Here is a 22,861-nt window from a genome sequence, read left to right as displayed (position 1 = left end):
GTAAAAGGCGGCTCTTCAAATTTATTGAAGCAGCTAAAGGACGATATAGCCTTGAAACCCATCTACTGACTAATATATCACATCAGCTAATTTTCGGAACAATATTCCCATCTATGCCTCCTTAATTGTTGTCACCAAATAGCAACTCTACTCTAGAGCATCTATCTAAATCACCTCTCACTGGGGCGACAAGTTGTGCATGATTAAGCGATAATTTGGACGGTAGTAAAAGAGAAAATAAAGCGGCCATCTTTCTGGCGCTGCTCTTTGAAGGATTTATATTTGAGTTGCACTTGTTGTGGAAAATCGGCAGTAGCCGCACTGCCATAGGCATCGAAGATAAAAAACTCACCGAAGGCGCAGCTTCTTTTAAACTCCCGCCAACGGGCCAAATCTGTGTAAGTGAGTTTTAGCGGTACCGTCTGACAAAGATATTCTTCTTCAAGGCGGTAAACTGTGTATTCTGTTTTACCACTGAGCGCTTTGTGCTCTTTACCTTCGGGGCGGTCACTACAATCATAGCGTTTTAGCTTGGCTTCAATCTGATAATTACTGCCATCACCGACAATAGAACGTGTTGAAGTGTATTGAATTAGCATGACCCTACCCCATCAGTTCCTGACCCTGACGGCTATTCTTATCAAATAACACCAGATCCCCTTCCTCAATTTGAGTTTTTATATCCTCGATAAACTGATCAGCGCGATCACCAACCGGGCCATGGAATTCAAAAATATACTGGCTTGCCGGCTGTTTGGTTTCACCTTCTACAAAACCATCATTACCAGAACTGGCAAAACTCTCTGATGGTGTGGCTGCTACCGCACCCCCGGTACTCATACTGGGTGCGCTGGCATCACCGGAAACCCCACCGGGTGCTTTCAGCGATGACAACATGCCAGCAATCTGCGCCCCTTGTGTAATAGCACCGGCGATCATCGGAATATTTTGCGGATAACCGATCTCAGAAGCCTTAGCAATATTCTTTACTAGCGAAACCCCAGTAGAGAAAACAGCCATAGCCATTTCTGCCTTTGCCGCTTTTTGGTTGTAAGCAGCCGCGGCAGACAGTATCTGGCCGGCACCGGCAGTAAACATTTTCAGCTTGCTTTTGTTAGAAGCTTGTTCGAGCTTTTCGCGCTGCTTTCGGTGTTTGTTTTCTAAAAGGGTGAGCCTGCGTTCATATTCATCATGGGCAAATAGCTTGCTGGCATAACCCTGATCCAGCAGGGCCATTTCCTCATCTTGCTGGACCTGTAATTGTTCCATCTCGGTAAGCCAGGAAAGCTGTAAAGTTTCCAGACGGGCCACCATGCGCTGACGTTCTGCATCTGTAAGACCATCGGCGCCAGCTTGGTTACCATCGCCCTCACCACCCTCAGAACGCGCCTGCTCTTCAGCCAGGGCCATTTGATAGCGCTCTTTCTCACGCTCAGAGTATTCAGCCCGCAGAGCCTCGATAGAATCGAAGCCGCGCCTTGTCAGCTCCTGCTCAGCAACCTGAAGGGCGTCTATTTGCTGCAGTCTCTGCTCATGATCGAGTTTTATTTTTCCCTGCTGATCTGCCAGAAATTGATCCAGCTGTATTAACTGAGCTCCACCGGCCTCCTCTGCCATGGCACGTTGTTGCGCAATACGGTCGCGCTCAGATTGCTCCCTCGCCGCTGCAGCAGCTTCTTCAGCTATGCGCTCTTCCTCTTGTCGCTTCTTCTGCGCGGCTATGTGTGCATTCTGTAACTCATCAAGCTGTTTGCGTATTTGCTCCGATTTGTGGCGGTGAATTTCTATCTGAACCTGAACACCTTCGGCTTCCGCCTTGGCCAGCAGGTGCTGATGCGAAACATACCGGCTATGAAGCTCAGCAAACTGGGTGCGCTGCTTTTCTTCATCAGTTGGTGCAATACCTCGGCGCAAGGTATCCACTACCCCGGTGAGTTTCTGAATCCCTGCCGTAGCGATACTGGTAGAGCCAGTGGTTTCACTGAGCCCCTCCAAAAACTCCTGCCAGGATTGGGCGAGGGAATCTGTAGCACCGGTAAGGCCTCCAGCTTCAGCCGCACCTGCACCACCAACCTGCTGCTCCAGTTTAAGAAGAATCATGCGCTGGGCTTCCGCTACACGGCCCGACTGCTCCAGGGTTTTAATCTGCTCCTTTTCTTGCTCGGTAAAGCTCACCCCCGCGCGCTTAAGAGCAGTCAAGCCAGTCGATGGCTCCTCTAATGCCTTACCCAGCTGCAGCGCTGCACTCTTGGCATCGCCACCCATGACGGCTGATAAATCCTGGCTCAGTCGAATAGCATCATCAAAGACTGGCCCTTGCACGCCCTTAAACGTGAGTAGAACCCCCTGAGCTTCACGAATTCCTGTAACACTGGCCAGGGTAGCGCGGGCCACTGAGCGCGCCTGCTCATCCAACTCCTGCGCGGTGCGTCCACTGGCGTTACCCGTTGCTCTCAGCAGCGCCTCAATCTTGAGCTGCTGCCGCTCCATCGCTTCGGCAGCGCGGATGCTCTTATAGAAAACAGCGGTAACACCGGCCACCCCTGCACCAAGTAGTGCCCAGCTGGCCGCACCAGTAGTCAGCAGACCGTTGAGCGCACCGACTCGACCGGAAACCCCGCCCAAGGGGCCATCAATTGCAGCGACGCCCTGAGCAGCACCACGCATTGAGCGACCGAAAACATCACCAGCGGCACTGGTGGACTTTATCTCGCGGGTGAGCTGTTTATTGCGTGCGGCGGCCTGGGCCATCTCCCGCTTATATTGAGTGGAGCGCAGCTCCAGGTTTGCCACCATGGTGGCCATGGAAGTTTGTTTTGCCATTGCTCAGCTCATGGAGTTCCAGATTGCGATTTGTTGCTGCACGGTTTTTGGCTTGTGCGGCTGAGGTAGGAAGTTAGAGACTTTGCCCCCCAGTGTGCCGGCGGCAATGTGGGCGAGTTGCCACTGCTGGACTTCGGTATTTAGGGGACGCTCAGAGTGATATTCATACCAGTGGTCGAACTCGGTAGAACTCATGGAGCGCAACATATTGAAATAGTCCGGACGGTTAAAATCCCGCGCGAGCTGCCGGGCAAAGAGGAAGCCCGGCACTAACCTTTTTTTTCGTTGTCCTCGCTTTCTGGTTCGCTGCTCTCTTCCTCAGTGGATGCTTCTACATAGAGACCAGATAACTTGGCCGCAGGCACATAAAGCACATCAATCAACTTAGGAGTGACACTGCGGATTAAGCCCTGATGGATCTGCTCCAGTGATTCCTGACAATCCGGCTTCATCCAGATGGCATAGGCTACCAGCAGTAATTTCTTACTCACCTCTCCCAACCGGAAAGCCCAAAGCTGACCGAAATTTTCCAGTTCGGTTTCGGGTACCTCTTCATCCTGCGGCAGTGGAATATCTTCGGTAGTCTTCTGCAGGTATTCACAGCGATGGTAAGCGCTTAGCTCAAACAGCTCTACTTTCTGTTGGCCAAATAAAATGGTTTCCGATTCTAAAATAGGCGTTGGAACTAAATTCATGGCTAGCTGCCTGCGGTTACTGTGGGTTTGCCGGAAATCTTGAACTTCACGGTGCGGGTGATCTTGTCATCCTTGGGCACTGCCTTACCCCAGCCGGTAATGTGGCCGATGAATTCCACCGTGGTACCTTCGGGATACTCGATTTTGTAATGTTTATTGGTATCTGAGTCGTAATCAGCACGCAGGGCCTGCTGGCCGCTATCGCTCTCTTTCCAAATCAAGGTAATGGAGACCTCACCGGCATCACGTAAGCCTGAAGGGTCGTAATCCATATATCCGCTGGTACCATCAATCGGCGTCATCTCAACAGAACCGCGCGACTCCTCGCCCGGGTCGATATCTAACATACCCGCTACTGGCGTATAAGAGCTGCCATCATCGCTGCGGGAAAATTTTGTTTTATAACCTTGTGCCATAGCTAAGACCTTATTGAGTTGTTGAGTTAAAGGGCTGAGGGTTCAATGAAATACTGGGCCGTATAAGTCAGACGCACCTCGCCCAGTGGGTGATCCTGATCCAAGGCAAACTGGGTTTGGCTGAGTAGGAATAAATCACAGCTGCCACCCAGAGAGGCATCCTGTAATGTGCTCTCAATATCTGCAGCCGCTTGATCCAGTGCGGCATATATATCGCCATCGCTCTTTACTACCGCAGCAATAGTCAGATCCAGCTGCCGACTGGTGCCGCCATGCATTTCATGGTCGGTGTTTTCAGTAGCAAAACCCACCACAATGGCTGGTAGCTTTTTTGAATCTATTTCTTCTGTGGTGCCAGGAGGAGGGAAGGAGTAGCCGCTTAGGTTCTCTATTTCTTTCTGTACGGCATCGCGGATGGTGATGCGCTGGGTCATTGGGATTGCTCCAGGAATTTTGGGCATAAAAAAACCCGCTGGTGCGGGTTTGGTTACTAAGACTGCTTAACTTTTATTGAACTGTAACTTTTTACTATCTTGAGTATTTAGCTGTATTATTGATACTATTTAGTTGAAATCACTCTGGTTTTTGACCACGAATCATGCCAACCTCGCGAAGAACCATTGCGACCTAAAAAGGAAAATGGTTCAAAGGGAACAAATCGAATTAAACTCCGACCTAAAGCTTGGCCCATTGTAATTTTCCCACCCTCAAAATTTACGACTCTCGTTCTAGTAATGAGTTTTCCAGGAGTTCTCCCAAAAATAAACTCAGCCAAAGAGTAGTATAAAAACATTACTACTAAAGCAAATATCGAACCCCATGCTCCAGCTAAAAGATAATCACCCCCTACTTGAACAATAACTACCATTAAAACAATAACCACCAAATAATAGATGATTGTGTCAATTATAAGATTGACAAATCTTTTTAAGGTGGAGGCTAATTCATAATTAGGTTCATCTTCACTTACTTCAAGTGAACTAGTTGGAGCCTGAAATATATTCTCATTCATTGTTAATTTAACTCATTTTTTAATTTTTTGCTGAAAGTTAGCTCAATAAAGCTTATTTGTATCACCTTACTTTATTTCTGCAACCCCCTCCCTCTGAGTATGGGAAAATCAAGCAGACCATTGACATAACTGAAACTGACACTAAAGTACAAAATTAAGTATAAAGAAGCTTCTTTATAGCACGGTATTTTCTATGTTTTATACCCTTTTGAGAACTCATTAAAAGCGACTCACTTAACCCTTCTCGTCAGTGGATAGACTAAGCTCACTTCGATCTCTGATATCAAAAGCGGTTTTTTGTACATATTTTCACATTAAATAGCATCAAAAAATCAGTTGTAGCTTGAAAAGGCGGCAGCCATTGAACACCCAAAGGAGAATGAAAAGTGGGCGAGCGCTATTTCCTTGCGGTATTGTATTCACACTCATAGCCGCCGTAAAACTTAAACTACTTTGAGGAAGGGGCCCCCTGGTAACTTATCGCGGAGCTGCTCGGCATATCGGGCTACCTCTTCCAGTACTGCCTTACGCCATTTGAGCTGCTGCACCGGGGCGCCGCCGGAGTGATTCTTGCCGGTATCGCAGTAACGGCCAAACTCTTCACCTTTGGGGGTTAGCTCCCAGCGTTTCTTGCGCGGTTTGTATTCCACATGCTTCTGCAGCCCCATCCGCTGTAGGATGGCGTTGAACTCTCGAGCACTCATTTCGTACGCTTTACCCAATTCCGAAGGGGTATAGAGAGGCTCGTTGTTCTCGGCCTCCAGGTGGGTTACCCCCATCAACTTCATTGGGCTGATGCCGGTGGTTTCTTCCACTACCCGATTGGCCAATAAGATTGCCTGATTACCCTTCATGCCCATTCGCTTGGCTAATCCGTGGGCCGCTCCAAATGAGCGATTGGCCACTATCAATAACTTGTCACCTGATAACTCTTCTTTAGGTTCACCGTATTGACCCGTCTTGCGAATGCTGGGCAGAACCTCATGAGTTACCCAGCGTTTGAACGCTTTGGCTTCAGACTTCTGGCTTGCCAGGATTACCGAGTACAACCCGGACTCGTTAATAACTGTGATGCCACGCCCCCCTGTAGGAGATCCCAAACCGCCGATCTGGCGGTTTGACTTTTCGTCGTCATCCAGTTTGTTCGTCATCTTATGGGCGTCAGAGTAGTTGAGTACTTCAGCTACATCCTTGGCCACAAACCAAAATTCACCGCCCTCTTCAATTACACGAAGCTTGCGATTTTTGAAATCAAATGGAATCACGTTACTCATAATCACTTTCCTGTGGTTAATGTTCAGTACTTTGCTTCGCAGCCATACGCTCGGCGGCGTAGGTCAATCCATCCAGGACCGCGCCCTCTTCGCCACAGAGGGCATTGAGTGCGGCGTTTTTTACTGGGGAGTCGGGCCATTCCAGAATGCGCTGGCGGGCCAGGTTTAAATACTGTAATTCGCGCAACTGCTGGACATGAGCCGGCTGTAGCGCACAGTGAGAGTGATTGATTTGGGAGATTGCGTGGGTGATGGCCATGGGCGGCCTCCTTCGTGATTTTAGAGGTGCCGCTTTGCTGAGGCGGCGGGACTCACTAAGGCTCACAAAGGAGACCCTGGCGCTATTCCCTCAAAGAGGTGTTGTATTTACGCCTATCATCCCGCCATAACTGGCATTTCACGCACGGATTTCGGGCGCAAAAAAACCGCTGCTAACGGGTGCGGGAGGCCGCTTTGTGAGTTTTAGGCCTCCAACACTACACGCCAATGGCGGTTTAGACAATACCCCGTCACCAACTCCAGTATCATTCCTCTCAACCTATGGGTTTCTATACAGCCCGCTACCGCAGGCAATAAAAAACCCCACCAGCGCTAACTCGTAGGGTTTTTTATTGCTACTCAGGGGTGAGTAGAGGTTAACGCTGCGCTTTGCGGCGGATTTGGAGCGAAGCGGAAAATGCGTCCGATAACAGCGCCTTGTTAAATTTCAGACGCCGGTTATTCATTTCAATAAGTCCGAGGCATAATTAACTAAATTAATATAACCTTTTAATCCACCAAAGTGCGATAATTCTAGCTTTGTTCCATGTTTACCATTCGCGTCGAATTCGACCAATCCATCCGGGGTATTAACCTTATATAAGGCGGTTGTCCTTGCTCCACTAATATGCCAATGAACATCAGGCATCTTGTGAGCATAAGCTGACCTTATAAGAAACATGATCTCCCGCAAGGAATTTAGATCAGAGGGGGTAGCTGCCCAGTTTTTATAGCTGCTATTTCCATTTCTAATTGATAACGCCTCATCAACTGCGATTGAGCAGGCACCTAATGAAATCATCATCTGATTCAAAGCTGATTTCACTAACTCACTTTGGTTAAATGCATCCCACTCCGGTATATCAAATGTCACATCACTATCAATATTTAATGTGCATTTCGACTGAAAAACACTTGAGTCAATAATTTCATTTTGACAACAAACAGCAAATTTCGCTGCAAACACAAATTGTTGAAGTCCCCAATAGACCCTCTCTGCTTCATTCATACTCTTATATTTCTCTTAGTTTTCTCAAATTTAACGCCGTAATCAGACACGGCTTACTTTGTACACTTTTTGTACGAAAATGGAAGAGCAGTGACCGTGCAAAAAGTGTACAAAGTAAGACGTCGGCTGCATTGCTTTGTTAACTGTGAACGAAGCGCTCAAGTAGGTGCCTTTTATTAGAACAGGATATTTCACCAAAGTAGACACCTATTGGATAAAAGCCGAGTAAGTATGGTTTTACTCGACATTTTTGAAGACCTGGTGAAAGTTCAGAAAACTCCATTTTCAAGCTCATGTATTTTCCATGAATTATTAGGCAACTTTCTGAACACTCTTCGACTTGAATACGGCTGAGTGGATTGTTGAAGCTCCATGAGATCGGTGATCCGAAGATCGCATTAACCTTGTAATACTCCTCTCCATTCTCTTCATAGAACTTGGATTCTAGAGCCCCTAAATGTATCTCTTTCTTGATCATGTACAGTTAACGCTCAGCACACGGGCGGCCGAAGCATAGCGTAGGCCGTCCAGCCTGCTTTTTTTGCGGGCGATCGTGCTGCTGTTTGTTATGTATTTTGTGCATTATAAAATTGTCCCGTGGCAAACAAGCCTGCTGCAACTAATACGACAAGGCCAGTGACGCTGCACCAAAAACCATGATTATTGCCGCTATTACCTTCTAGATAGATAACTTGTTTTGGTGAAGGGTAACGACCGAGCGTGACAAGCTTACAGATAGGCCAGCCAGTCCAGTAGCAGATGGTGCCGAAGAATATTTCCGCCAAGATATATCCTATACCCCGGAAAAACCCCTTCCCAATCTCTCCAATTAACTCATCCATAACTACATTCTTTGCTCATACATAACATTTATATAGTGGTCATCATGACCGCTATTATTTTGACTACTATTTCTGATACAAATTTACGCCAACACGCCATCTTCTTCCACTAAATCAATAGATTACGATCATTTGGCACTACCGGCCCATCTAGAAAAATGATCAACTTGACCACTATCCCCATTTTAAACCGTCCCTTTAACCCACTGATTTTAAAGCATTTATTCGTAATTTTGAGCAACTCAAAAAAATAACAGTCACAATGATCATAAATCCTGTGCTGAACTACCCGCTTGGGCTACCCATCCACCTAACCACCCCATCATCCGACAACCGCTTGCGCACCTTATACTCCACACCGCCCAGCGTAATCACCGCCCCAGAGCTGTAAGCCCCGACTTCACTGACCAGCAGACTCAACTCGATACGCGGCACCCGCACACGCTCCTCATCGTCGAACTCGTCGATCTCCTGATCCTTTATTACCCGACAATCAATAGGCTCAGCACCGCTACCATCGGTATAGGTAGCGGGCTTGCCCCATTTACGAAACGCGCGCTCTGCGGCTCTTTGGTCCAGGTCCATGGATCACCTAGGCCTTCACGGTGCCCGGTACGCCGGTAAACTTGACGGCAAAACTGGTAACGCCATTCCCGGCAGCCTCTGCGGCGAAGGCGGTGGAGCCGGTGATATCGCCAGTGGCTGCGGTGGCTGCGTTGTTATCGAATGCGCTGGAGGCGGTTACCCAGGTGAGGGGTTCGCCCTGATTGATTTCTGCGGCGGATACCTTGGGCACGGTGAATACGCCATCAATGGCAATCACGCCGGATGCGCCCACGGCGATATCATCCATCGCCACACCCAGGACGGCACCGACCGGTACTACCTGGCCGGAAGTAATCTCTGCGCTGGTATCGTTAGTGACATCGAGCATGCGCCCGTCTTGTACAAAATTCGTAGCCATAATCTTTTTCTCAGTGGATAAAGCAGTAGAAATAAAAAAGGCCGCGCAGTGCGGCCCTTTCCGGTTTAATTTCAGTTGGGATTGGGGTTAGGTCTTGGGTGTTTTCACCATGCCTTTTGCATCCCAGGCTTTGGCGGCGGCATCCAGGCGGACTTTGAATTCGACCCCATCAACACTCCAGCCATTTTGCTCTTCTAAGACCGGGGCCTGCTGGCCATCCAGATAGAGCACCTCAATGGTGTCATGCACTACTGGGTCGGCATTGAGGTACCAGCCGTTGTGGCCACTGAGGCGCGCATCAGACAGCACTTCAGCAATATTGCGCACGCTGTTCGGGGTGGTGTTGTTTTTGGTGGATGCACCCACTTCGAATTCGGATTCCAGGGCAACCTTTGCGCTACCCTCATCGGCAATATCACACAGCAGGAACTTGGGCCGGATATTGAGCACTGCGCTGCCATCCTTTTGATTACCCATCAGTACCCGTGCGGCATCGATGCTGGCGGTATTGATAGATGCAGTGCTGGCTAGGTTTTTATGATCCGCATGGAATAGCGTTTTGCCATCTGCCATTTCGGGATTATTGAGCAGGATGCTGAACACCAAGTCTCCTACTGTGCGCACGGCGGCGAGGCCCATCTTTTGCGGGATTCGGGTGAAGGCCCCCAGGTCATCATTAATAATCGCCTGACGGGTAATGGAGAAGAGTTCCCCGTAAGTGGCCAATGCGGCGGTTTCGGCGCGCTCGCCGATACTCACATATTTAAATTCTGCCCCCGGTGCGACTTGGCGCAGTGAGGGGAAGCTGCCCAGATCGGTACGGGTGGTGAGTTTAAAGTCACTGAGGTTGCCGACACTGGTAAAGCGCGGGAAGATTTCCTGTGCTTCTTCATAGCCTTTGAGCATGGATTTATTGGCGATATTGCCGAGCACCGTTGCGAAGTCACCAGAGCTATGGGTAAAGGCTACGGCGACCACACCCATTCTATCCAGCCCGGACAAGCTCTGGCCGTGGGCCTGCATGAGGATGCGGGCAATTTCCATCATGGTGTAGCCGCTGAGCTCATTGCCCTCTGTGCGCTTTTCACCGAGGGCACGTACAGCAATGGCATTTTCCGCATCGGCTTTCATGCGCTTAATGCCTTCACCTTCCTGCACTACTACGCTATAGCTTTGCACGGGGGTTGGGGTTTGGCTGCCGAGGGCTTCGAGCAGTTTGTCTTTGGCTTTTTCGGCGGTGCAGTCCATATCATTGAGACATTCCTGCATCACAACACTGTGCGCTTCGAAGCCTTTAAATACGGCCGTGATATCGTCTTTGCGCTTTTTCTCATCGGCGGCGAATTGCGCTTTGGCATCGGCGGCAATTTGCGCTTTCATTTCTGGGGTAACCTCGGGCGCAGCGGTTGCAGCTGGCGTGGTGGAGGTGGTTTTAGGCATGGCTTGCGCTTCCTTGGTTTGGGTTTGGGTTTGGGTTGAATTGCCTGCAACCGCAGACGGGAATCTAAATTCAGTGGGCCCCTGCATGACCAATGCATTAATGGCTTGAGGGGTGTTTTTAAATTGATTTAAGTGATCAGCACTGAAGCTGGCTGCCATCTCGATGGCTGCGGTGGTATCGGTGGCGAAGCCGGCCTCTACCGCTTCTGTGCCGGTATACCAAGTCTCGTCATCCATCACTTGGCTGATTTCCTCATCCGACATTCCGGAGCGGGAGGAATACAGGCTTTTCATGGTGGCTTTAACTTTGGCCAGCAGGCTCTTGGTTTTTTCCAGGGCACGCTCGTCACCGCGAACACCGGCACTGGGGTTGTGCACCATGTAATAGGCGTTCTCGGCGATATGGACGGTATCCCCGGCGAGGGCAATCACGCTGCCCATACTGGCTGCGATACCTTCAATCCAGGTTTCCACCTCGGCTTTGTGATCTTTCAGCAGGTTGTAAATAGCGGTGCCGTCGAACACATCACCACCGGGGCAGTTAATGTGTAGATTGATCTTGCTGATATCCCCAAGCGCTTTGAGATCTCGAGCAAAGTCTTTTGCAGTTACGCCCCAATAACCGATGGTGTCGTATAGATAGATATCGGCTTCGCTGGTATTGGCAGCGGCGGTGATGCTGTACCAGGATTTTTTAGGCATTGCGGTTTCCTATTTAGAGTCGGACTCAGTATTTTCTGCGGGGACCGCAGCGCGTTTACTTGGAGTGGTGATGTCGTTTTCTTTCAGCTTTCTCTGCCAGGCAGCGGTCTGCTTAATCACATCGTCAGGCTTCTTGCCGCGCCGACGAATGGTCTGCTGTGGGCTGGCCAGAACATTTTCCAGTAGGGTTTCATCGGCGCCGGCTTCATGGGCTGGATTAATCCAGGGCATCACCGGGGTAATAAAATCGACATGCATCAGCGTGGATGGATCGACATCACTCGGCACTTTGAAGGCATCCGCCAGCAAACCCATTTGCACCCAGCGGCGGGTGGCCGGTTCAACGATTTCTTCACAGAATTCCAGGCTGAGGGTTTCGTAATTGGTCCACTGCTCCACCAATTCCTGGCGTTGCGAGCTATAAGTCCCGTTGTAGTTTTTGCTGATGCTGCTAAAGCTGGCCATGGTGCCGGCAGCAGTCATGCGGTGCATGGTTTCTAAAAATGGGGTTAGCAGACCACTGGGGCGATTACTCTGAATGGTGCCGACTGATTCCCCGGGGCGGAGATCGTCATAGATGGCACCGGCACGGATATCGAGGGTGCGGTTTCCATTCTCATCATAAGAATCAGCGTCATAATTATCAGGGCTACCCTTCTGGATAAAGCCCACCATGGCCGAGGCAATCTTGGCGGCAACGCGCTCGTTTTCTTCATAGTCTTTTATATCGTTGAGGCGATTCATTACCGCTGCAAAGATGGAAACCCCACGGGTTTGGTGCAGACGGCGCACAAACTTCAGGTGCTCGATATGGTCGGCGCTGTGGCGTCTGCGTTTCATACGCCAGTTCAGGGAGGCGCCCGGATGTTCGTCGTACAGCCAGAATCCTTTAGCCTCACCCCAAGCAGATTTTTCGATGCCTTGAACAATGCGTTTGCTGGGATCGTTGTAATCCACTGGCAAAAAATCCGGTTCCAAGCATTCAATCGTGTAAGGCACTTCAGTACGGTGCTTTAGGCCGGGGACCGTGCCCTGCAAATGCCGCATCAGGGTTTCGCCATCGCGCAGCCAGGTATTGCACAGCAGCCGTTGTGATTTGCCCCAACTAAATTGCCGGGTACATTCGGGACGTCGTGCCCATTCTTGATGGGCTTCATTCATTTGGCCGGCTAGGCCCTCATGGATATCGCCATCCCAGGTTTTGGGCTGGAATTCCACATCGATACCGCGCGGGCCGACAATGTTGTTCACCAGTGTGGTGAGAATGCCAAAGGCAAAATCGTGGTTTTGCTCCAGGTGCCTGGCCTGGCCGCGCAGCACTTCCACACTGCCCTCAAGTACCAAATCACCACTACGGTTATCACCTGGGTTTTTTCTCAGTCGGCTTGGCTTTGCAGCTTCATAGGCGGCGGCAATATCCAGGGCTCGCCGGGCTTGCACACGGCGCAGGGCAGCCTCGGGTGCAAAAAACCCGATTACAGAATCCAGTTTGTTCATTAGCAAAAATTCGCGTAGGCGGGGCCACGGCGTTTGCCGGCGGCCTTTAAGGTTTCTTGATGTGCGCGGCCTTCCCACTCCTGCCTACCCGCGCGTATTTCCTGCAGGTTCTCGGCGGTAAATTGACGGCCATTAATCACCGTGGTTTTTCCGGCGAGCACGTCTATCTCGGCCTCGATATAGAGGTCTACCATTTCCTGTGCGGTTTTAGACATTTAGCTATCCAGTAGGGAGCCGGCAGGCTGTGATGGCCGCCGTGGATTTTTAGTGGCTGGCTTGGGTTGTTCGGGTATTTGTTGAGGTTCGCTAAACAGGGTGCGCTGGCCCAGGCGCGATTCGATGGTGGACCACTTTTTCTCATTGTATTTATGCATACCCATGGCATGGGCTGCGTGCAGAGCGTAGACCTCGGTATCGGTGCCCTCGTTGGGCCGGCCGGGGCGCTGCTGCCAGGTTTCCCTGCCTCGGTTTTTCTTGCTGGGGGCTTTGACCTCTGCTGTGACCTGCTCCCAGTAGTCCTGCCTTACATATTTGCAGCTGTGCATATAAGCACTGGTGCCCAGCAAACGCTTGGCCATTAGGTCTTTGGCCTTGTGGGTGCCAACGATATAAACCTTCACCCCGAAGCGGTCGGCCTTGGTGCGGCGCTTGGGATTATTAAATTCGACTTGCCGGGGTTGGTTGAAAATTTCCTTGGTGCCGAAGTCGTTACTATCGCCTTTGATAGCCATCACCAGCACACCACGATATTTTTTATCCCGGGTTCTCACCCAGTGATAGACCGCATTGCTGGTGCCGCCATCAGAAGAATCGATACTGACTGCCGCTGCGCGGATCTCGCCGAAGCGCTCATGCCCAAAGCTTTGGAACACCAGCTTATCCAGGGCAGCCCAGCAATCATCCTTCTTGTCGGCGGTATCGCCATCGATCTCGCCCCAGAACATTTGCCAGGATTCTTCATTACGGCCAAAGGCGCGGATGCTGATGGCGAGGCGGTCATGCTGCACATCGATACCGACCGTTACCAGTAGGCCAGGAGCAGGACAGAATAACTCCGGGTAATCCTCAGCGGCTTCTTGCAGCTTTTCATGGTCTAACAGGCGGCTGGCGGCGTACTGGTAGGGCCGGCCCAGCTTGTTGTTTTGGAATACGATGCGCGCGGACTCATCGCCGCTTTTGGCTTCGTGTTCGGCTTCGAGAAAATCCCGCACCACATCGGCAAGGCCGGTGCCAGGAATACACACATAGAGTTCCGATAGCTCCATAAAGGTTTCTATCGGTTCGATTTCATCCGGCTCAAAGCCTTCGCCACATTGGGTTTTTTCCCAACCGGCAAAGTCATCGCCATTCTCCCGCGCGGTATTACAGGTCTGCAGGATATTGGCCTGGCGGCGGTAATCGTCCCAGCGACTGCCGCATTCCGGGCATCCATAGATAGCAGTTTCCGGCTGGTGTAGGCCGAATACCGGGTGTGGTGTACCGCCTTCTTTTTCCAGCCAGCTGACGTTTTCCCAATCCAGTACATGGGACTCGCCACAGTCGTGGCAGGTCACCGGCAGCACGCGCATGGTGCCGAGCTTGGTGTAATGCTCTACCTGGGAAAGATCAGCAACCGCCGGAGTGCCACCGATAATTAACTTCTTATTGCGCATGCGCTTGAGACGTTCGCGCAGGTGGCGAATAGAATCACCCTGATCGCCGACATCTTTGTTGGTATCGTCTGGCTCCTCCACGTAGCCCCGGCGGGCTGAGGTGGATTTCACATTGGAAATCGAGTTGGAGCCAATGGTGCGCACCTCACCACCGGGGAATTTCTTGCGCGTCGAGCGGCTGCCACCTTTGCGGCTGGTAGTGACATCGATCACCCGATTCACCGCTGGAGAGCCTTCGATAATCGGCACCAGCTTTTCATCCATAAACAGCCGGCCTTTTTCATCCTTGGGAAACAGCATCAGGATGCGGGCCGGGTCAGTCACGGCGACCTTACAGATATCGGTAGCCAGCAAAACCGTCCAACCGATCTGCGCGGCTTTCTGCATCACCACCATCCACGACACTGGATTATCCAGTGCGTGCATTACGCCCCAGAAATAGGGCACATAATCGTTGCGGTAATAGCCGGCGTTATCGCTATCCTCCGAGGGCAGTTTGATATTGTCCGGCAACCACTCGATCAGCGGGATTTTAGGCTGCGGTATCCAGGCCTGGCGCACCTCCTCTACCAGCCTCTTCAGATTCAATTTCGTAACTGCCAATAGCTTTGAGGGCAGCGTCAATGTTTGGCTGTAGGGGTTCGCGATCGATGGTAATGGCATGCTGGCTCTCGATAGCAATAACGATGCTTTCCACCGCTCCTAAAAATTCATTCTTGCCAATGGTGGACCACTCCACCATCGCCTTGCGTACGGACTCAATATCCAGAATTAATTGGTCTTGCCGGTAAAGCTCACGCATTTTTAATTGCGCATTTGCCTCTGACTCAACTGCCTGAGCCATATCACGACGATTTCGAGCTTCGTTCGCCTGGCGGCCAGCGGCCTCAGTTCGCAGTCGCTCGCAATATTCATGAAGCCAAACTCTGAAACTGGCACCTACAGTAAAAACCTCTGCCTTGTAGTGTTTGGCAATAGCCGGTTGAGTAGCGCCAACCAAGCGAGCAAAGCCCAATTGAGTGGCCTGATCATCAAGAGAGATATCACCAGCCAAGGTATAACCCCCTAGGAAATTTCAGATATCTGTTAAAAAAGCGGGGTTCGAATTACCCGTGTGTTGGCCCCCTCAGGAGGACCCGTTCAACGTCTCTTTGCGGTCGCAATCGCATGGTCCATGGCCTTATCAAGCTCTAATGGCAAATGCCTACGGGCTATGCCTTCAGCTATTCGAATAAAAGGGAATCGCTTGCGGTAATCTGGCTTCCCCTTGAGGAATATCAGAATGGGCTTAACCGTTGGCCGGCGCTTACCCCCTGCCCTCTTCCATACCCCTAAGACACCGTTAACTTTGCCGACGAAATATTTCCCTTTCTTACCCTGCGCACTACCTGCCCCACTTGTAGAGCCAGGGTTACCCCGTAGTTCAGCCAGGATTTTTTTATAGGTTCCGACCGATATATTCCCGTGCTTGTTTAATCTCGCCGCCTCGCCATGCACCACATACATACCAGCAGGCAGGACACCCATATATCGAAGGGCACGCTCAAAGCGCTTGTCGTTTCGGTTCACATTCATGACCGATGGGGCTAGATATTTGCTAGGGGCTGTACCGTTGGAAACCTGATCACGGATAAAGACTTTGGCAATGCCAGAACGCTTCGTGGCTTTCTTTACCAATACAGAGTTCAGCGTTAACTTTGCCGGGTTTTTAAATACCCGCCCCATCGCTGAGCGCTCTTCTCCCCGTATACGAAAGGCCACGTTATTTAGGGCAACCGAACTGGCATAAGGTAACTGCTTTTTTAATTCAGCAGATGCCCGATCAAACTTTGAAGTATCCAGCTTTACACTAACGTCCATCGTCCCCGTCCTGCTGCCTTTCCTGCAGCTTCAAGCGCTTATGGTTGTAATACCAGTTCACAATGAACCCACTCAAAGCAATCAAGAAACCACCCACCGCCAATAACTCTTGTGCTGCATATCCACCGACTACCGCTGTACCCGCAGCAACCGTAGTGGTTGCACTGGCGACCTTCTGAACCATGGCTTCCCTCGCTGCCTCTTGAGCTACAGTGTTCACCGCTTAACCTCACTCACCCACGACTTCACGAAATAGAAGCCGATGATGATGCTATAAGGCTGCACAACCACATCAACCAGCAGGCCCTTTAGGTCTGCTACAAAAGGCGCCTTAAAAGCCATGGCCGCTGCAATAAATAAAACCAGTAACGCCCAAACTAATGTCACCAAAAAGGCAATTAATCGCCGTGCCCGGTTCTGAGGCTGCGTTGCCTCCAGGTACTTGAGATACCAACGGGATTTTTCCTCACTGGTAAACCATACCGCATCCACGGTATTTACAGTGGCATCCAGCACCTTGCCCGCAGACTCGGGGCCAGCAAATAAACCCTTAACTCCAGACCAAATACCCATCACGGATACTCCGGCACATAGTGTGTAATTGTCAGATCAAACTCGGTGGGCAGCAGCTCTCGCAACCGTTGCATTGCCTTACGGGATTGCATCACCCACCAGCCACCGGGAGCCAGGCCAGAACCAATACCAATACAGCCCTGCACATCCGCCGAATAATTAGCGGTATGGATCAATATTTTTGTACGGCCAGGAACCTCCTGAAGCTCCCACACATTGGGGAACCTAGGTGAGTTATACGGATTACAGGAATAAACCCCTTCAGGAATACAGCTCTCGAACGGACGATTACCCAACCACGGGCGCTCTACCGTATAAAACATACAGTCGCGCACTCTCAGCCGCCCCAATGTAGCTTCAGGCCCATAGGCGAATCGTTGCAGATTGCAATTCATGAATTTCCGCTCGCAGAGCTAAGGAATAAAAAAACGACGCCCACAAGAACGCCGCCAAGTACAGGTGATGGAGTAATGAAAAACAGTAAGACAGAAACGAAAAAACCCGACTGGGGAGCCGGGTTTATTGCAAAGCGGAAAAAACCGCATGCTGGGGAATTTATACCTATTCAGGACAAAACTGTCAACAGACTACTTTAAATCGCTTCTTGACCCTTTTTCTCCAACTCAAATACTACTCCAAAACTCTTCCCCGCAAATGAGTTAAGATAAACAACTTAAAATATCCTGAAAAATCCTTGCGCTTAGACAACCGCCATTAACATTTACATATATCAGTCAATAACTAAAAGTTCAGGTTCAAGGAAATAACAAACATCACCTGAGCGACCAGCAGGAAAACTTAAACCACTGGAAAATCTATTACCATTCGGCTTAATAAAAATTAAATGCGTTGGTTCTATTTCATCTCTTACATTGGGTATAGGAGAAGCTCCATAGCGAGCATTATAAGCTTCTAGTGTAAAATAGGATATTTCCTCTACACCACTCTTCATTATGGATCTCAGTGTTCTAGATACACTATACTCATCATCTAGACTTCCCTTATATACAAGCTTATCTATACTCATACCATTAGGACTAGAAGCATAAGCTACTGCTTTATCTCTAAGTAAGCTCATACAATTATCTAATTCAGCACCCATCCTTGCTTCATCTCTAGTGCTCTGGTCTGCACTATCAATCTTCGAGATTTTTTCATGGCTTGAATTATTATTCACCTCCATGAAGGAAGTATCATTAGAAGCTAAACTGCTTATGCTTAACAACATTAAAAAAATTATATAAAAATAGTTCATGAGAATTTTACGTCCAATATTTCCATGTGCATACATTCGCTCAATAGATTTAGAAATTAACAGCGTAAAAAAAACCGGCTCAGAGGCCGGTTTTATTCTGCAAAGCGGAAAAACCGCATTCTGGGGAATTTATACCTACTCAGGACAAAGCTGTCAACAAGCGGCTTTAAGCCGCCCTCTGTACTCCTGTACAACTTCAGAAACAGGCCCTAAAGCTCTTGCGGGTAATGGGTCCAAACGCCGCTGCAAACGTTTCCAAATTTTTACCCACTCCCTATCCCAACGCTTTTTGTCACATCCTAAAATTGTCCGCGCATGGCCCAGGTCTATTACTCGGCCATTTACATCGCGCAGTGCACAAGCATTGATACAAAAAAGCGCCAGCTGGCTCACCTTTTCTCGCGGGTGTGGCTCCTCCCACTGGTCAAACTCAGACATCAAGTATTGCAGTAGTGCTGCCCGCTCTTTAACTCTTGCGGCTGGCGGGGCGTAGGCGGCCATGCCCCAGCAGTAGGCTAGTGGATCACTTGCTCGCAGCTTGGCGACTACATCTTGAATCAAGCCCTTTTCGCAGGCATCCATGATACGGTTGCTGCTGTCCTTGGCTCCGGGGGTTTCTTTCGCAACTAGTGCTGGGGCTGCAACCCGGCAAATAACTTGGTTGGCCCTGCCCTGTACCTCTCCGCGAATTACAACTTTTCGCCCTCTCCCAGCTGAGGAAACCGTACTTCTGCCGCCCATGGCTTCATAATCAAATGCAGCTGTGGAGCTATCAAAGGCGTCGTGCCACGCTTGTCTAGCACTATCGAATCTCATGTCATGCCCCCCAAGCAATTATCAAGCAATTATCAAGCAACCAAAAACCAGCCAAGCGTCCCATCATGCTGCCTTCGGCATGCTCTCGAAATAATCCTGAAACCGCCTTTCAGCCGCGTGCAAATTATCTCGGTGATACGTGCCGAGGTAATTTATATGCCCCTGGTTTATCCAGAATTGGGTAACCACCGTATTCGCGAACACGACTTCCACAAGGTGAGCGTACTTAGTGCGGAATACGGCTAGGGGGCTGCTGGGGTTGGTTGTGGAAATCCTTGCGATGGCTTCTGGGATGGTGACTGTGCACATGGTGAGCTCTCCTTGGTGATTGGGTTTTACCAGTTGGTATCCGTTGCGATTTCGACTGCGCTGAGACTCCGTGTTCGCTGTTGCCCTGACCCCCGGGGTTGGGGTGCGAAGTACTTCTCGCGTTTTAGCCAGTTGCGCCAGGTGGCGAGCCAATCGAGTTTTACGCCCCGCTGGCCGGGTTGGGATATCCAGTAATCGCGGAAGCTTTCGGCAATGTCGTGGATTCGGGGGATCAGGTCTGGGCGGAGGCGTTGGGCTTCGGTGCGGAATTTGTCCGTGAGAACCCAGTTTCCAGGCAAGCGAGTGCCGCGCTTGGGGTTGGCGCGTTTTGGAACTGTGCCTCTCTCTACTGGTTTCTTATTGGTTCTTACTGGTTCTATAGAGAAGGGCGTGTTGTCATTTTCACCGGTTGGGTGCACAGATTTCACCGGTTCGTGTTTTATTTTCACCGGTGAAGATTTTTCACCGGTGAAATCATTGCACCGGTTTACGTGTAAAAAGAGGTCATAATTGGTTCTGCGCCCGTTGGATTTTTCGGCGCTCAGGTAGCCCAATTCTTCTAGCTCTTCGATGGCATTAATCACCGAACGCTTTGTGCATTGCGCAACATCGGCCAGGTAGGCATTGCCCGGATCACACTGCCCGGTATCACTGTTATGGCAATCGGCCAACGCGATTAAAACCAGCTTTGCTGTTGGTGTTCTGGTCCTGCGTTTAATGGCCCATGCCGCAGCTTCAAAGCTCACTACGCACCTCCTGTATAAATTCCCATATAGCGCACCGGATTACCGCCCTACTCCACAAGCAGCAGAATCACCATGTCACAACAGAGGGATTTGAAAATGATTGTTCTTCAGGTTTCGCCAGCAAACTCCCGTTCGGTTAGCTTGCTTGCTGGATTTCAACACTTACTTGGTCGTCCAAAGGACCAAATACATCAGGGCGCAGGCGAGCACGGGTAACAACCCGCTGAGTAGCTAGCTCGATTTTTTTACAGAGTTTCGGAGGTATCGCCCTAGCCCCACTACGCATTTGGGAGACAAAAGCTGGGGAAACTCCAATAGCCCGCGCCAATTTGGCTGATGACCCCAACACCTTCACAGCATCATCAAGTACTGAGTCGCTCCTTTGCTGGCTCATCTCGGCCCCTCCTTGCCATCAATAGCCCGAGTATTAACTTTCGGCTACCCAAAATCAATAGCCGCTAATTAATTAACTTGTAGCTAATATGTCTTCATGAAACATCCTGACTTTGCAAAGCGGTTTAAACAGGCAGTCGCTCATGCCGGCGTGGAGGACACGCAGGAAGCATTAGCGCGCCTGTTTGATGTAAGTACCGTAACTATTTGGAGCTACCGCAACGGCGAAAAACTGCCACGCATGAGCACCGCCACACGGATTGCAGAAACTCTCGAAGTATCTGTAGATTGGCTGCTTACCGGCGCCGGCAGTGGGCCTGGTGAGCTAGGCCTCAAGGAGGGAAGCAATGTTACGCAAGGACCACGAATCCAAGGAAGAATCCCACTGATTAGCTGGGTACAGGCGGGAGCATTTTGTGAAGCTGTAGACCTACTAGAGCCTGGGGAAGCCGAAGCTTGGCTGCCCTGCCCCGCTGCTCACTCAGACCGCGCTTACGCATTACGAGTGAATGGCGATAGCATGACAAGTCCCTATCCAGGCCAGCGCTCTTATCCAGAAGGGACAATCATTTTTGTCGACCCCGACAAACCTCTGACCAATGGCTGCCGAGTTATCGCCAAAATAAATGGTGAGGTCACCTTCAAAAGCTATGCAGAAGACATGGGCCATATTTATCTACGACCCATCAACCCAACCTACTCCCCGATGGAAGTTACAGGCAAAGATATATCCTTTTGTGGCGTAATTATTGGCTCCTACACTCCTGAGTAGGACACAAAAAAGCCCGCAGTAGCGGGCCTTTTTGAATGCTGAGAATCACAACAGAATCTTTTTGACCATCTCAACTTCAATAACACCGCGAGAAACACAGTTCAAAGTAAGATCTTGAGCCGGCTTCCCCGGTAAGTATTCGCCCTGAATATTTGAACGAACAATCACATCCCTATCATCAACAACCACATTAAAGGCAACTTCTGTCTTGGTGAAATTATCCTCTAAATAATCCCTCCCCTCATTTGCACCACAATTGGCCTGCTCCGGCGTAAGTTTCCAGTTTTTTAGGGATGTAGAGATATAACCCGCCTCTAAATCAGAGGACAAAATCTGAAACCCATCCCGCAACAAAGCTTGCCTCGCCTTACTCAATACTTCTTGCTTTGTTGAAAGGTGCTCTAAAGCAAAGTACTCACTAATAATCGCTGGCGTCTCGTTCGTTGCACTACAGCCACCAAGTCCAGCCGCTAGCAGAACTCCTACTACTGCATGTCTTAGTTTTTTCATTCTTATCCTCCGTGATAAGCGCTCCCTGAGCATATCAAGGAGAGGACCTTTTAAAAAATTAACTTGCGGCTATTGACTAAATAATTAACTTTCGGCTACTGTAATTATTAACCAAGGACAGGGCATCAAAATGCACACAGCCAGCAATCTAAGGCCATTGGCGCCACGCCAAGCTGAAGCGCTTACACATCGCGCCCGCGGGCTCTCCAACAAAGAGACCGCCGAAGCTATGCGGTGCTCTGTAGCCAATGTCACTAACCTGCTGGCGGAATGCTTTTACAAGCTGCATGCCCGCAATAGCACTGAAGCCGTAGCCAAAGCGGTAAAGCACGGATTAATTCAGTTCGCCCTAATCGCCTCAGTTCTTAGCGGTATTGGTACCGATGCACAGGAGCAATTACGCACCCGTATCCAACGCCGCCCCACTATTCGAACTATTCGCATCCGCAATAACCGCGAGGGCATCGTATGACCGCCACAGTCTATGTACTCCCAACAGCTCAAACTCAACGCGGTATCAAACGCCCAAATGGTTGTACCGGGCCAATCTGTGCCGCAATTCATAAAGGCCGTCACGCAGTAGCCACACAGACCAAACCAACTTCGGATACACCCAAGCAAGATGACGATTGGTCTCCATTTGGAGGTGATGCGGCATGAGTAATTTCAACCCAAAACAAAGCGTGGAAACCCTACTCACCGTAGCCAACGGCTACTCCGGCGCTAGTGCAATTGCCGCCCAGGTATTGCTTTCGGCCTGGAATAGCAATGATTTCACGGTCCCCGTTGCCGAACTTGCTCTACTGGATGGGGATAACTATCAGCACGCGCTCAACGTAATTACGCTTCGCTACCAAGGTAAAGAACCCCAAAACGTCATTGCACAAGGCGAGAAAAAGTTTCGCAGTCTTTGTGTCGAGTGGTCTCACCTGGAAACCCAAAGGAAGGGAGCAGCGTGAACCAGGCCCAGCAGCTCCCAAGAATACGCTGCCCCCTCTGTGGAAAACTCGCAGAGCCAGTATTTAACGGGAAGCTGTTATTAC

The 22,861-nt window shown here is 50.1% G+C and carries 31 protein-coding genes; 4 read left to right on the top strand and 27 right to left on the bottom strand.

Annotation, left to right across the window (positions count from 1 at the left end):
- Positions 1 to 203: 203 nt before the first annotated feature.
- The 26 genes from ACJJJB_RS01550 to ACJJJB_RS01425 form a co-directional block, all read right to left on the bottom strand.
- Positions 204 to 599, bottom strand: coding sequence for a hypothetical protein (locus ACJJJB_RS01550; protein WP_445365585.1), 396 nt, complete (start codon positions 597 to 599; stop codon positions 204 to 206).
- A gap of 4 nt (positions 600 to 603) precedes the next feature.
- Positions 604 to 2,823 carry a hypothetical protein gene (locus ACJJJB_RS01545; RefSeq protein WP_445365584.1) on the bottom strand — a complete coding sequence of 740 codons (2,220 nt, stop codon included), beginning with the start codon at positions 2,821 to 2,823 and terminating at the stop codon, positions 604 to 606.
- A gap of 3 nt (positions 2,824 to 2,826) precedes the next feature.
- Positions 2,827 to 3,093, bottom strand: coding sequence for a hypothetical protein (locus ACJJJB_RS01540; RefSeq protein WP_444946573.1), 267 nt, complete (start codon positions 3,091 to 3,093; stop codon positions 2,827 to 2,829).
- Positions 3,093 to 3,518, bottom strand: coding sequence for a phage minor tail protein domain-containing protein (locus tag ACJJJB_RS01535; protein WP_445365583.1), 426 nt, complete (start codon positions 3,516 to 3,518; stop codon positions 3,093 to 3,095). Before ACJJJB_RS01535 ends, ACJJJB_RS01540 begins: the two co-directional genes overlap by 1 nt.
- Before the next feature lie 2 nt (positions 3,519 to 3,520).
- Entirely contained in the window at positions 3,521 to 3,934 is a 414-nt protein-coding gene (locus ACJJJB_RS01530; RefSeq protein WP_445365582.1) for a phage tail tube protein, read from the bottom strand.
- Between the two features lie 26 nt (positions 3,935 to 3,960).
- Positions 3,961 to 4,368: a phage tail terminator protein gene (gene gpU / locus ACJJJB_RS01525; protein ID WP_445365581.1), complete on the bottom strand. Its 408-nt coding sequence runs from the start codon at positions 4,366 to 4,368 to the stop codon at positions 3,961 to 3,963.
- 125 nt (positions 4,369 to 4,493) lie between these two features.
- Entirely contained in the window at positions 4,494 to 4,946 is a 453-nt protein-coding gene (locus ACJJJB_RS01520) for an RDD family protein (RefSeq protein ID WP_445365580.1), read from the bottom strand.
- A gap of 443 nt (positions 4,947 to 5,389) precedes the next feature.
- The gene (locus ACJJJB_RS01515) at positions 5,390 to 6,220 is read right to left on the bottom strand and encodes a BRO-N domain-containing protein (RefSeq protein WP_445365579.1); all 831 of its coding nucleotides are present in this window, start codon (positions 6,218 to 6,220) and stop codon (positions 5,390 to 5,392) included.
- Positions 6,221 to 6,236: 16 nt separating this feature from the next.
- Positions 6,237 to 6,479 (bottom strand): hypothetical protein, encoded by a 243-nt coding sequence (locus ACJJJB_RS01510; RefSeq protein WP_445365578.1) that lies wholly within the window; start codon positions 6,477 to 6,479, stop codon positions 6,237 to 6,239.
- 462 nt (positions 6,480 to 6,941) lie between these two features.
- A complete protein-coding gene (locus ACJJJB_RS01505) occupies positions 6,942 to 7,487 on the bottom strand; it encodes a hypothetical protein (RefSeq protein ID WP_445365577.1) in 546 nt (181 codons plus the stop codon).
- Between the two features lie 566 nt (positions 7,488 to 8,053).
- On the bottom strand, positions 8,054 to 8,329 hold the full coding sequence (locus ACJJJB_RS01500; RefSeq protein WP_444904251.1) for a hypothetical protein: 276 nt from the start codon (positions 8,327 to 8,329) through the stop codon (positions 8,054 to 8,056).
- A gap of 285 nt (positions 8,330 to 8,614) precedes the next feature.
- Positions 8,615 to 8,914 carry a head-tail joining protein gene (locus ACJJJB_RS01495; protein ID WP_445365576.1) on the bottom strand — a complete coding sequence of 100 codons (300 nt, stop codon included), beginning with the start codon at positions 8,912 to 8,914 and terminating at the stop codon, positions 8,615 to 8,617.
- Between the two features lie 7 nt (positions 8,915 to 8,921).
- Positions 8,922 to 9,293 carry a capsid cement protein gene (locus ACJJJB_RS01490; protein WP_445365575.1) on the bottom strand — a complete coding sequence of 124 codons (372 nt, stop codon included), beginning with the start codon at positions 9,291 to 9,293 and terminating at the stop codon, positions 8,922 to 8,924.
- 87 nt (positions 9,294 to 9,380) lie between these two features.
- Positions 9,381 to 11,435, bottom strand: coding sequence for a ClpP-like prohead protease/major capsid protein fusion protein (locus ACJJJB_RS01485; RefSeq protein WP_445365574.1), 2,055 nt, complete (start codon positions 11,433 to 11,435; stop codon positions 9,381 to 9,383).
- Positions 11,436 to 11,444: 9 nt separating this feature from the next.
- A complete protein-coding gene (locus ACJJJB_RS01480) occupies positions 11,445 to 12,932 on the bottom strand; it encodes a phage portal protein (RefSeq protein ID WP_445365573.1) in 1,488 nt (495 codons plus the stop codon).
- Entirely contained in the window at positions 12,932 to 13,147 is a 216-nt protein-coding gene (locus ACJJJB_RS01475; RefSeq protein WP_445365572.1) for a DUF6148 family protein, read from the bottom strand. The genes ACJJJB_RS01480 and ACJJJB_RS01475 overlap by 1 nt, the downstream gene beginning before the upstream one ends.
- The gene (locus tag ACJJJB_RS01470) at positions 13,148 to 15,172 is read right to left on the bottom strand and encodes a terminase gpA endonuclease subunit (protein WP_445365571.1); all 2,025 of its coding nucleotides are present in this window, start codon (positions 15,170 to 15,172) and stop codon (positions 13,148 to 13,150) included. It lies immediately after the preceding gene.
- Positions 15,117 to 15,638 carry a hypothetical protein gene (locus ACJJJB_RS01465; RefSeq protein WP_445365570.1) on the bottom strand — a complete coding sequence of 174 codons (522 nt, stop codon included), beginning with the start codon at positions 15,636 to 15,638 and terminating at the stop codon, positions 15,117 to 15,119. Before ACJJJB_RS01465 ends, ACJJJB_RS01470 begins: the two co-directional genes overlap by 56 nt.
- Positions 15,639 to 15,724: 86 nt before the next feature.
- Positions 15,725 to 16,444 (bottom strand): hypothetical protein, encoded by a 720-nt coding sequence (locus tag ACJJJB_RS01460; RefSeq protein WP_445365569.1) that lies wholly within the window; start codon positions 16,442 to 16,444, stop codon positions 15,725 to 15,727.
- On the bottom strand, positions 16,434 to 16,664 hold the full coding sequence (locus ACJJJB_RS01455) for a holin (RefSeq protein WP_245556633.1): 231 nt from the start codon (positions 16,662 to 16,664) through the stop codon (positions 16,434 to 16,436). Before ACJJJB_RS01455 ends, ACJJJB_RS01460 begins: the two co-directional genes overlap by 11 nt.
- Entirely contained in the window at positions 16,661 to 17,017 is a 357-nt protein-coding gene (locus tag ACJJJB_RS01450; protein WP_445365568.1) for a hypothetical protein, read from the bottom strand. Before ACJJJB_RS01450 ends, ACJJJB_RS01455 begins: the two co-directional genes overlap by 4 nt.
- Positions 17,017 to 17,412, bottom strand: coding sequence for a DUF5675 family protein (locus ACJJJB_RS01445; protein WP_445365567.1), 396 nt, complete (start codon positions 17,410 to 17,412; stop codon positions 17,017 to 17,019). The genes ACJJJB_RS01450 and ACJJJB_RS01445 overlap by 1 nt, the downstream gene beginning before the upstream one ends.
- Before the next feature lie 335 nt (positions 17,413 to 17,747).
- On the bottom strand, positions 17,748 to 18,272 hold the full coding sequence (locus ACJJJB_RS01440) for a hypothetical protein (RefSeq protein ID WP_445365566.1): 525 nt from the start codon (positions 18,270 to 18,272) through the stop codon (positions 17,748 to 17,750).
- Between the two features lie 153 nt (positions 18,273 to 18,425).
- Complete coding sequence (locus tag ACJJJB_RS01435; RefSeq protein WP_445365565.1) at positions 18,426 to 19,088, bottom strand: hypothetical protein; 663 nt, start codon at positions 19,086 to 19,088, stop codon at positions 18,426 to 18,428.
- Positions 19,089 to 19,423: 335 nt separating this feature from the next.
- Positions 19,424 to 20,143: a helix-turn-helix domain-containing protein gene (locus tag ACJJJB_RS01430; RefSeq protein WP_445365564.1), complete on the bottom strand. Its 720-nt coding sequence runs from the start codon at positions 20,141 to 20,143 to the stop codon at positions 19,424 to 19,426.
- A 136-nt stretch (positions 20,144 to 20,279) separates the two neighbouring features.
- Positions 20,280 to 20,537, bottom strand: a complete 258-nt coding sequence (locus tag ACJJJB_RS01425; RefSeq protein WP_445365563.1) for a transcriptional regulator — start codon at positions 20,535 to 20,537, stop codon at positions 20,280 to 20,282.
- Between the two features lie 96 nt (positions 20,538 to 20,633).
- Between ACJJJB_RS01425 and ACJJJB_RS01420 the strand changes: the two genes are divergently transcribed.
- Entirely contained in the window at positions 20,634 to 21,308 is a 675-nt protein-coding gene (locus tag ACJJJB_RS01420; RefSeq protein WP_445365562.1) for a LexA family protein, read from the top strand.
- Positions 21,309 to 21,353: 45 nt separating this feature from the next.
- On the opposite strand, the gene ACJJJB_RS01415 is transcribed toward ACJJJB_RS01420, so the two are convergent.
- Positions 21,354 to 21,818 carry a hypothetical protein gene (locus tag ACJJJB_RS01415; RefSeq protein ID WP_445365561.1) on the bottom strand — a complete coding sequence of 155 codons (465 nt, stop codon included), beginning with the start codon at positions 21,816 to 21,818 and terminating at the stop codon, positions 21,354 to 21,356.
- A gap of 130 nt (positions 21,819 to 21,948) precedes the next feature.
- On the opposite strand from ACJJJB_RS01415, the gene ACJJJB_RS01410 reads away from it, so the two are divergent.
- From ACJJJB_RS01410 to ACJJJB_RS01400, 3 genes are read left to right on the top strand one after another with little or no spacing between them, the layout of a single operon-like run.
- Positions 21,949 to 22,290, top strand: a complete 342-nt coding sequence (locus tag ACJJJB_RS01410) for a response regulator transcription factor (RefSeq protein WP_445365560.1) — start codon at positions 21,949 to 21,951, stop codon at positions 22,288 to 22,290.
- Positions 22,287 to 22,478, top strand: a complete 192-nt coding sequence (locus ACJJJB_RS01405) for a hypothetical protein (RefSeq protein WP_445365559.1) — start codon at positions 22,287 to 22,289, stop codon at positions 22,476 to 22,478. The genes ACJJJB_RS01410 and ACJJJB_RS01405 overlap by 4 nt, the downstream gene beginning before the upstream one ends.
- Positions 22,475 to 22,777 carry a DUF7673 family protein gene (locus ACJJJB_RS01400; protein ID WP_445365558.1) on the top strand — a complete coding sequence of 101 codons (303 nt, stop codon included), beginning with the start codon at positions 22,475 to 22,477 and terminating at the stop codon, positions 22,775 to 22,777. The genes ACJJJB_RS01405 and ACJJJB_RS01400 overlap by 4 nt, the downstream gene beginning before the upstream one ends.
- The last annotated feature ends 84 nt before the right edge of the window (positions 22,778 to 22,861 follow it).

This window comes from Microbulbifer variabilis, assembly GCF_052468405.1.
Note: the sequence above shows the minus strand (reverse complement) of the source record. Positions and strands in the feature narration are given on the sequence as shown.

What these genes read in the sequence shown, in the direction of transcription:
- ACJJJB_RS01550 (WP_445365585.1), bottom strand. Translation starts at nt 599, where the DNA reads ATGCTAATTCAATACACTTCAACACGTTCTATTGTCGGTGATGGCAGT.
- ACJJJB_RS01545 (WP_445365584.1), bottom strand. Translation starts at nt 2,823, where the DNA reads ATGGCAAAACAAACTTCCATGGCCACCATGGTGGCAAACCTGGAGCTG.
- ACJJJB_RS01535 (WP_445365583.1), bottom strand. Translation starts at nt 3,518, where the DNA reads ATGAATTTAGTTCCAACGCCTATTTTAGAATCGGAAACCATTTTATTT.
- ACJJJB_RS01530 (WP_445365582.1), bottom strand. Translation starts at nt 3,934, where the DNA reads ATGGCACAAGGTTATAAAACAAAATTTTCCCGCAGCGATGATGGCAGC.
- gpU (WP_445365581.1), bottom strand. Translation starts at nt 4,368, where the DNA reads ATGACCCAGCGCATCACCATCCGCGATGCCGTACAGAAAGAAATAGAG.
- ACJJJB_RS01520 (WP_445365580.1), bottom strand. Translation starts at nt 4,946, where the DNA reads ATGAATGAGAATATATTTCAGGCTCCAACTAGTTCACTTGAAGTAAGT.
- ACJJJB_RS01515 (WP_445365579.1), bottom strand. Translation starts at nt 6,220, where the DNA reads ATGAGTAACGTGATTCCATTTGATTTCAAAAATCGCAAGCTTCGTGTA.
- ACJJJB_RS01510 (WP_445365578.1), bottom strand. Translation starts at nt 6,479, where the DNA reads ATGGCCATCACCCACGCAATCTCCCAAATCAATCACTCTCACTGTGCG.
- ACJJJB_RS01505 (WP_445365577.1), bottom strand. Translation starts at nt 7,487, where the DNA reads ATGAATGAAGCAGAGAGGGTCTATTGGGGACTTCAACAATTTGTGTTT.
- ACJJJB_RS01500 (WP_444904251.1), bottom strand. Translation starts at nt 8,329, where the DNA reads ATGGATGAGTTAATTGGAGAGATTGGGAAGGGGTTTTTCCGGGGTATA.
- ACJJJB_RS01495 (WP_445365576.1), bottom strand. Translation starts at nt 8,914, where the DNA reads ATGGACCTGGACCAAAGAGCCGCAGAGCGCGCGTTTCGTAAATGGGGC.
- ACJJJB_RS01490 (WP_445365575.1), bottom strand. Translation starts at nt 9,293, where the DNA reads ATGGCTACGAATTTTGTACAAGACGGGCGCATGCTCGATGTCACTAAC.
- ACJJJB_RS01485 (WP_445365574.1), bottom strand. Translation starts at nt 11,435, where the DNA reads ATGCCTAAAAAATCCTGGTACAGCATCACCGCCGCTGCCAATACCAGC.
- ACJJJB_RS01480 (WP_445365573.1), bottom strand. Translation starts at nt 12,932, where the DNA reads ATGAACAAACTGGATTCTGTAATCGGGTTTTTTGCACCCGAGGCTGCC.
- ACJJJB_RS01475 (WP_445365572.1), bottom strand. Translation starts at nt 13,147, where the DNA reads ATGTCTAAAACCGCACAGGAAATGGTAGACCTCTATATCGAGGCCGAG.
- ACJJJB_RS01460 (WP_445365569.1), bottom strand. Translation starts at nt 16,444, where the DNA reads ATGGACGTTAGTGTAAAGCTGGATACTTCAAAGTTTGATCGGGCATCT.
- ACJJJB_RS01450 (WP_445365568.1), bottom strand. Translation starts at nt 17,017, where the DNA reads ATGGGTATTTGGTCTGGAGTTAAGGGTTTATTTGCTGGCCCCGAGTCT.
- ACJJJB_RS01445 (WP_445365567.1), bottom strand. Translation starts at nt 17,412, where the DNA reads ATGAATTGCAATCTGCAACGATTCGCCTATGGGCCTGAAGCTACATTG.
- ACJJJB_RS01440 (WP_445365566.1), bottom strand. Translation starts at nt 18,272, where the DNA reads ATGAACTATTTTTATATAATTTTTTTAATGTTGTTAAGCATAAGCAGT.
- ACJJJB_RS01435 (WP_445365565.1), bottom strand. Translation starts at nt 19,088, where the DNA reads ATGAGATTCGATAGTGCTAGACAAGCGTGGCACGACGCCTTTGATAGC.
- ACJJJB_RS01425 (WP_445365563.1), bottom strand. Translation starts at nt 20,537, where the DNA reads ATGAGCCAGCAAAGGAGCGACTCAGTACTTGATGATGCTGTGAAGGTG.
- ACJJJB_RS01420 (WP_445365562.1), top strand. Translation starts at nt 20,634, where the DNA reads ATGAAACATCCTGACTTTGCAAAGCGGTTTAAACAGGCAGTCGCTCAT.
- ACJJJB_RS01415 (WP_445365561.1), bottom strand. Translation starts at nt 21,818, where the DNA reads ATGAAAAAACTAAGACATGCAGTAGTAGGAGTTCTGCTAGCGGCTGGA.
- ACJJJB_RS01410 (WP_445365560.1), top strand. Translation starts at nt 21,949, where the DNA reads ATGCACACAGCCAGCAATCTAAGGCCATTGGCGCCACGCCAAGCTGAA.
- ACJJJB_RS01405 (WP_445365559.1), top strand. Translation starts at nt 22,287, where the DNA reads ATGACCGCCACAGTCTATGTACTCCCAACAGCTCAAACTCAACGCGGT.
- ACJJJB_RS01400 (WP_445365558.1), top strand. Translation starts at nt 22,475, where the DNA reads ATGAGTAATTTCAACCCAAAACAAAGCGTGGAAACCCTACTCACCGTA.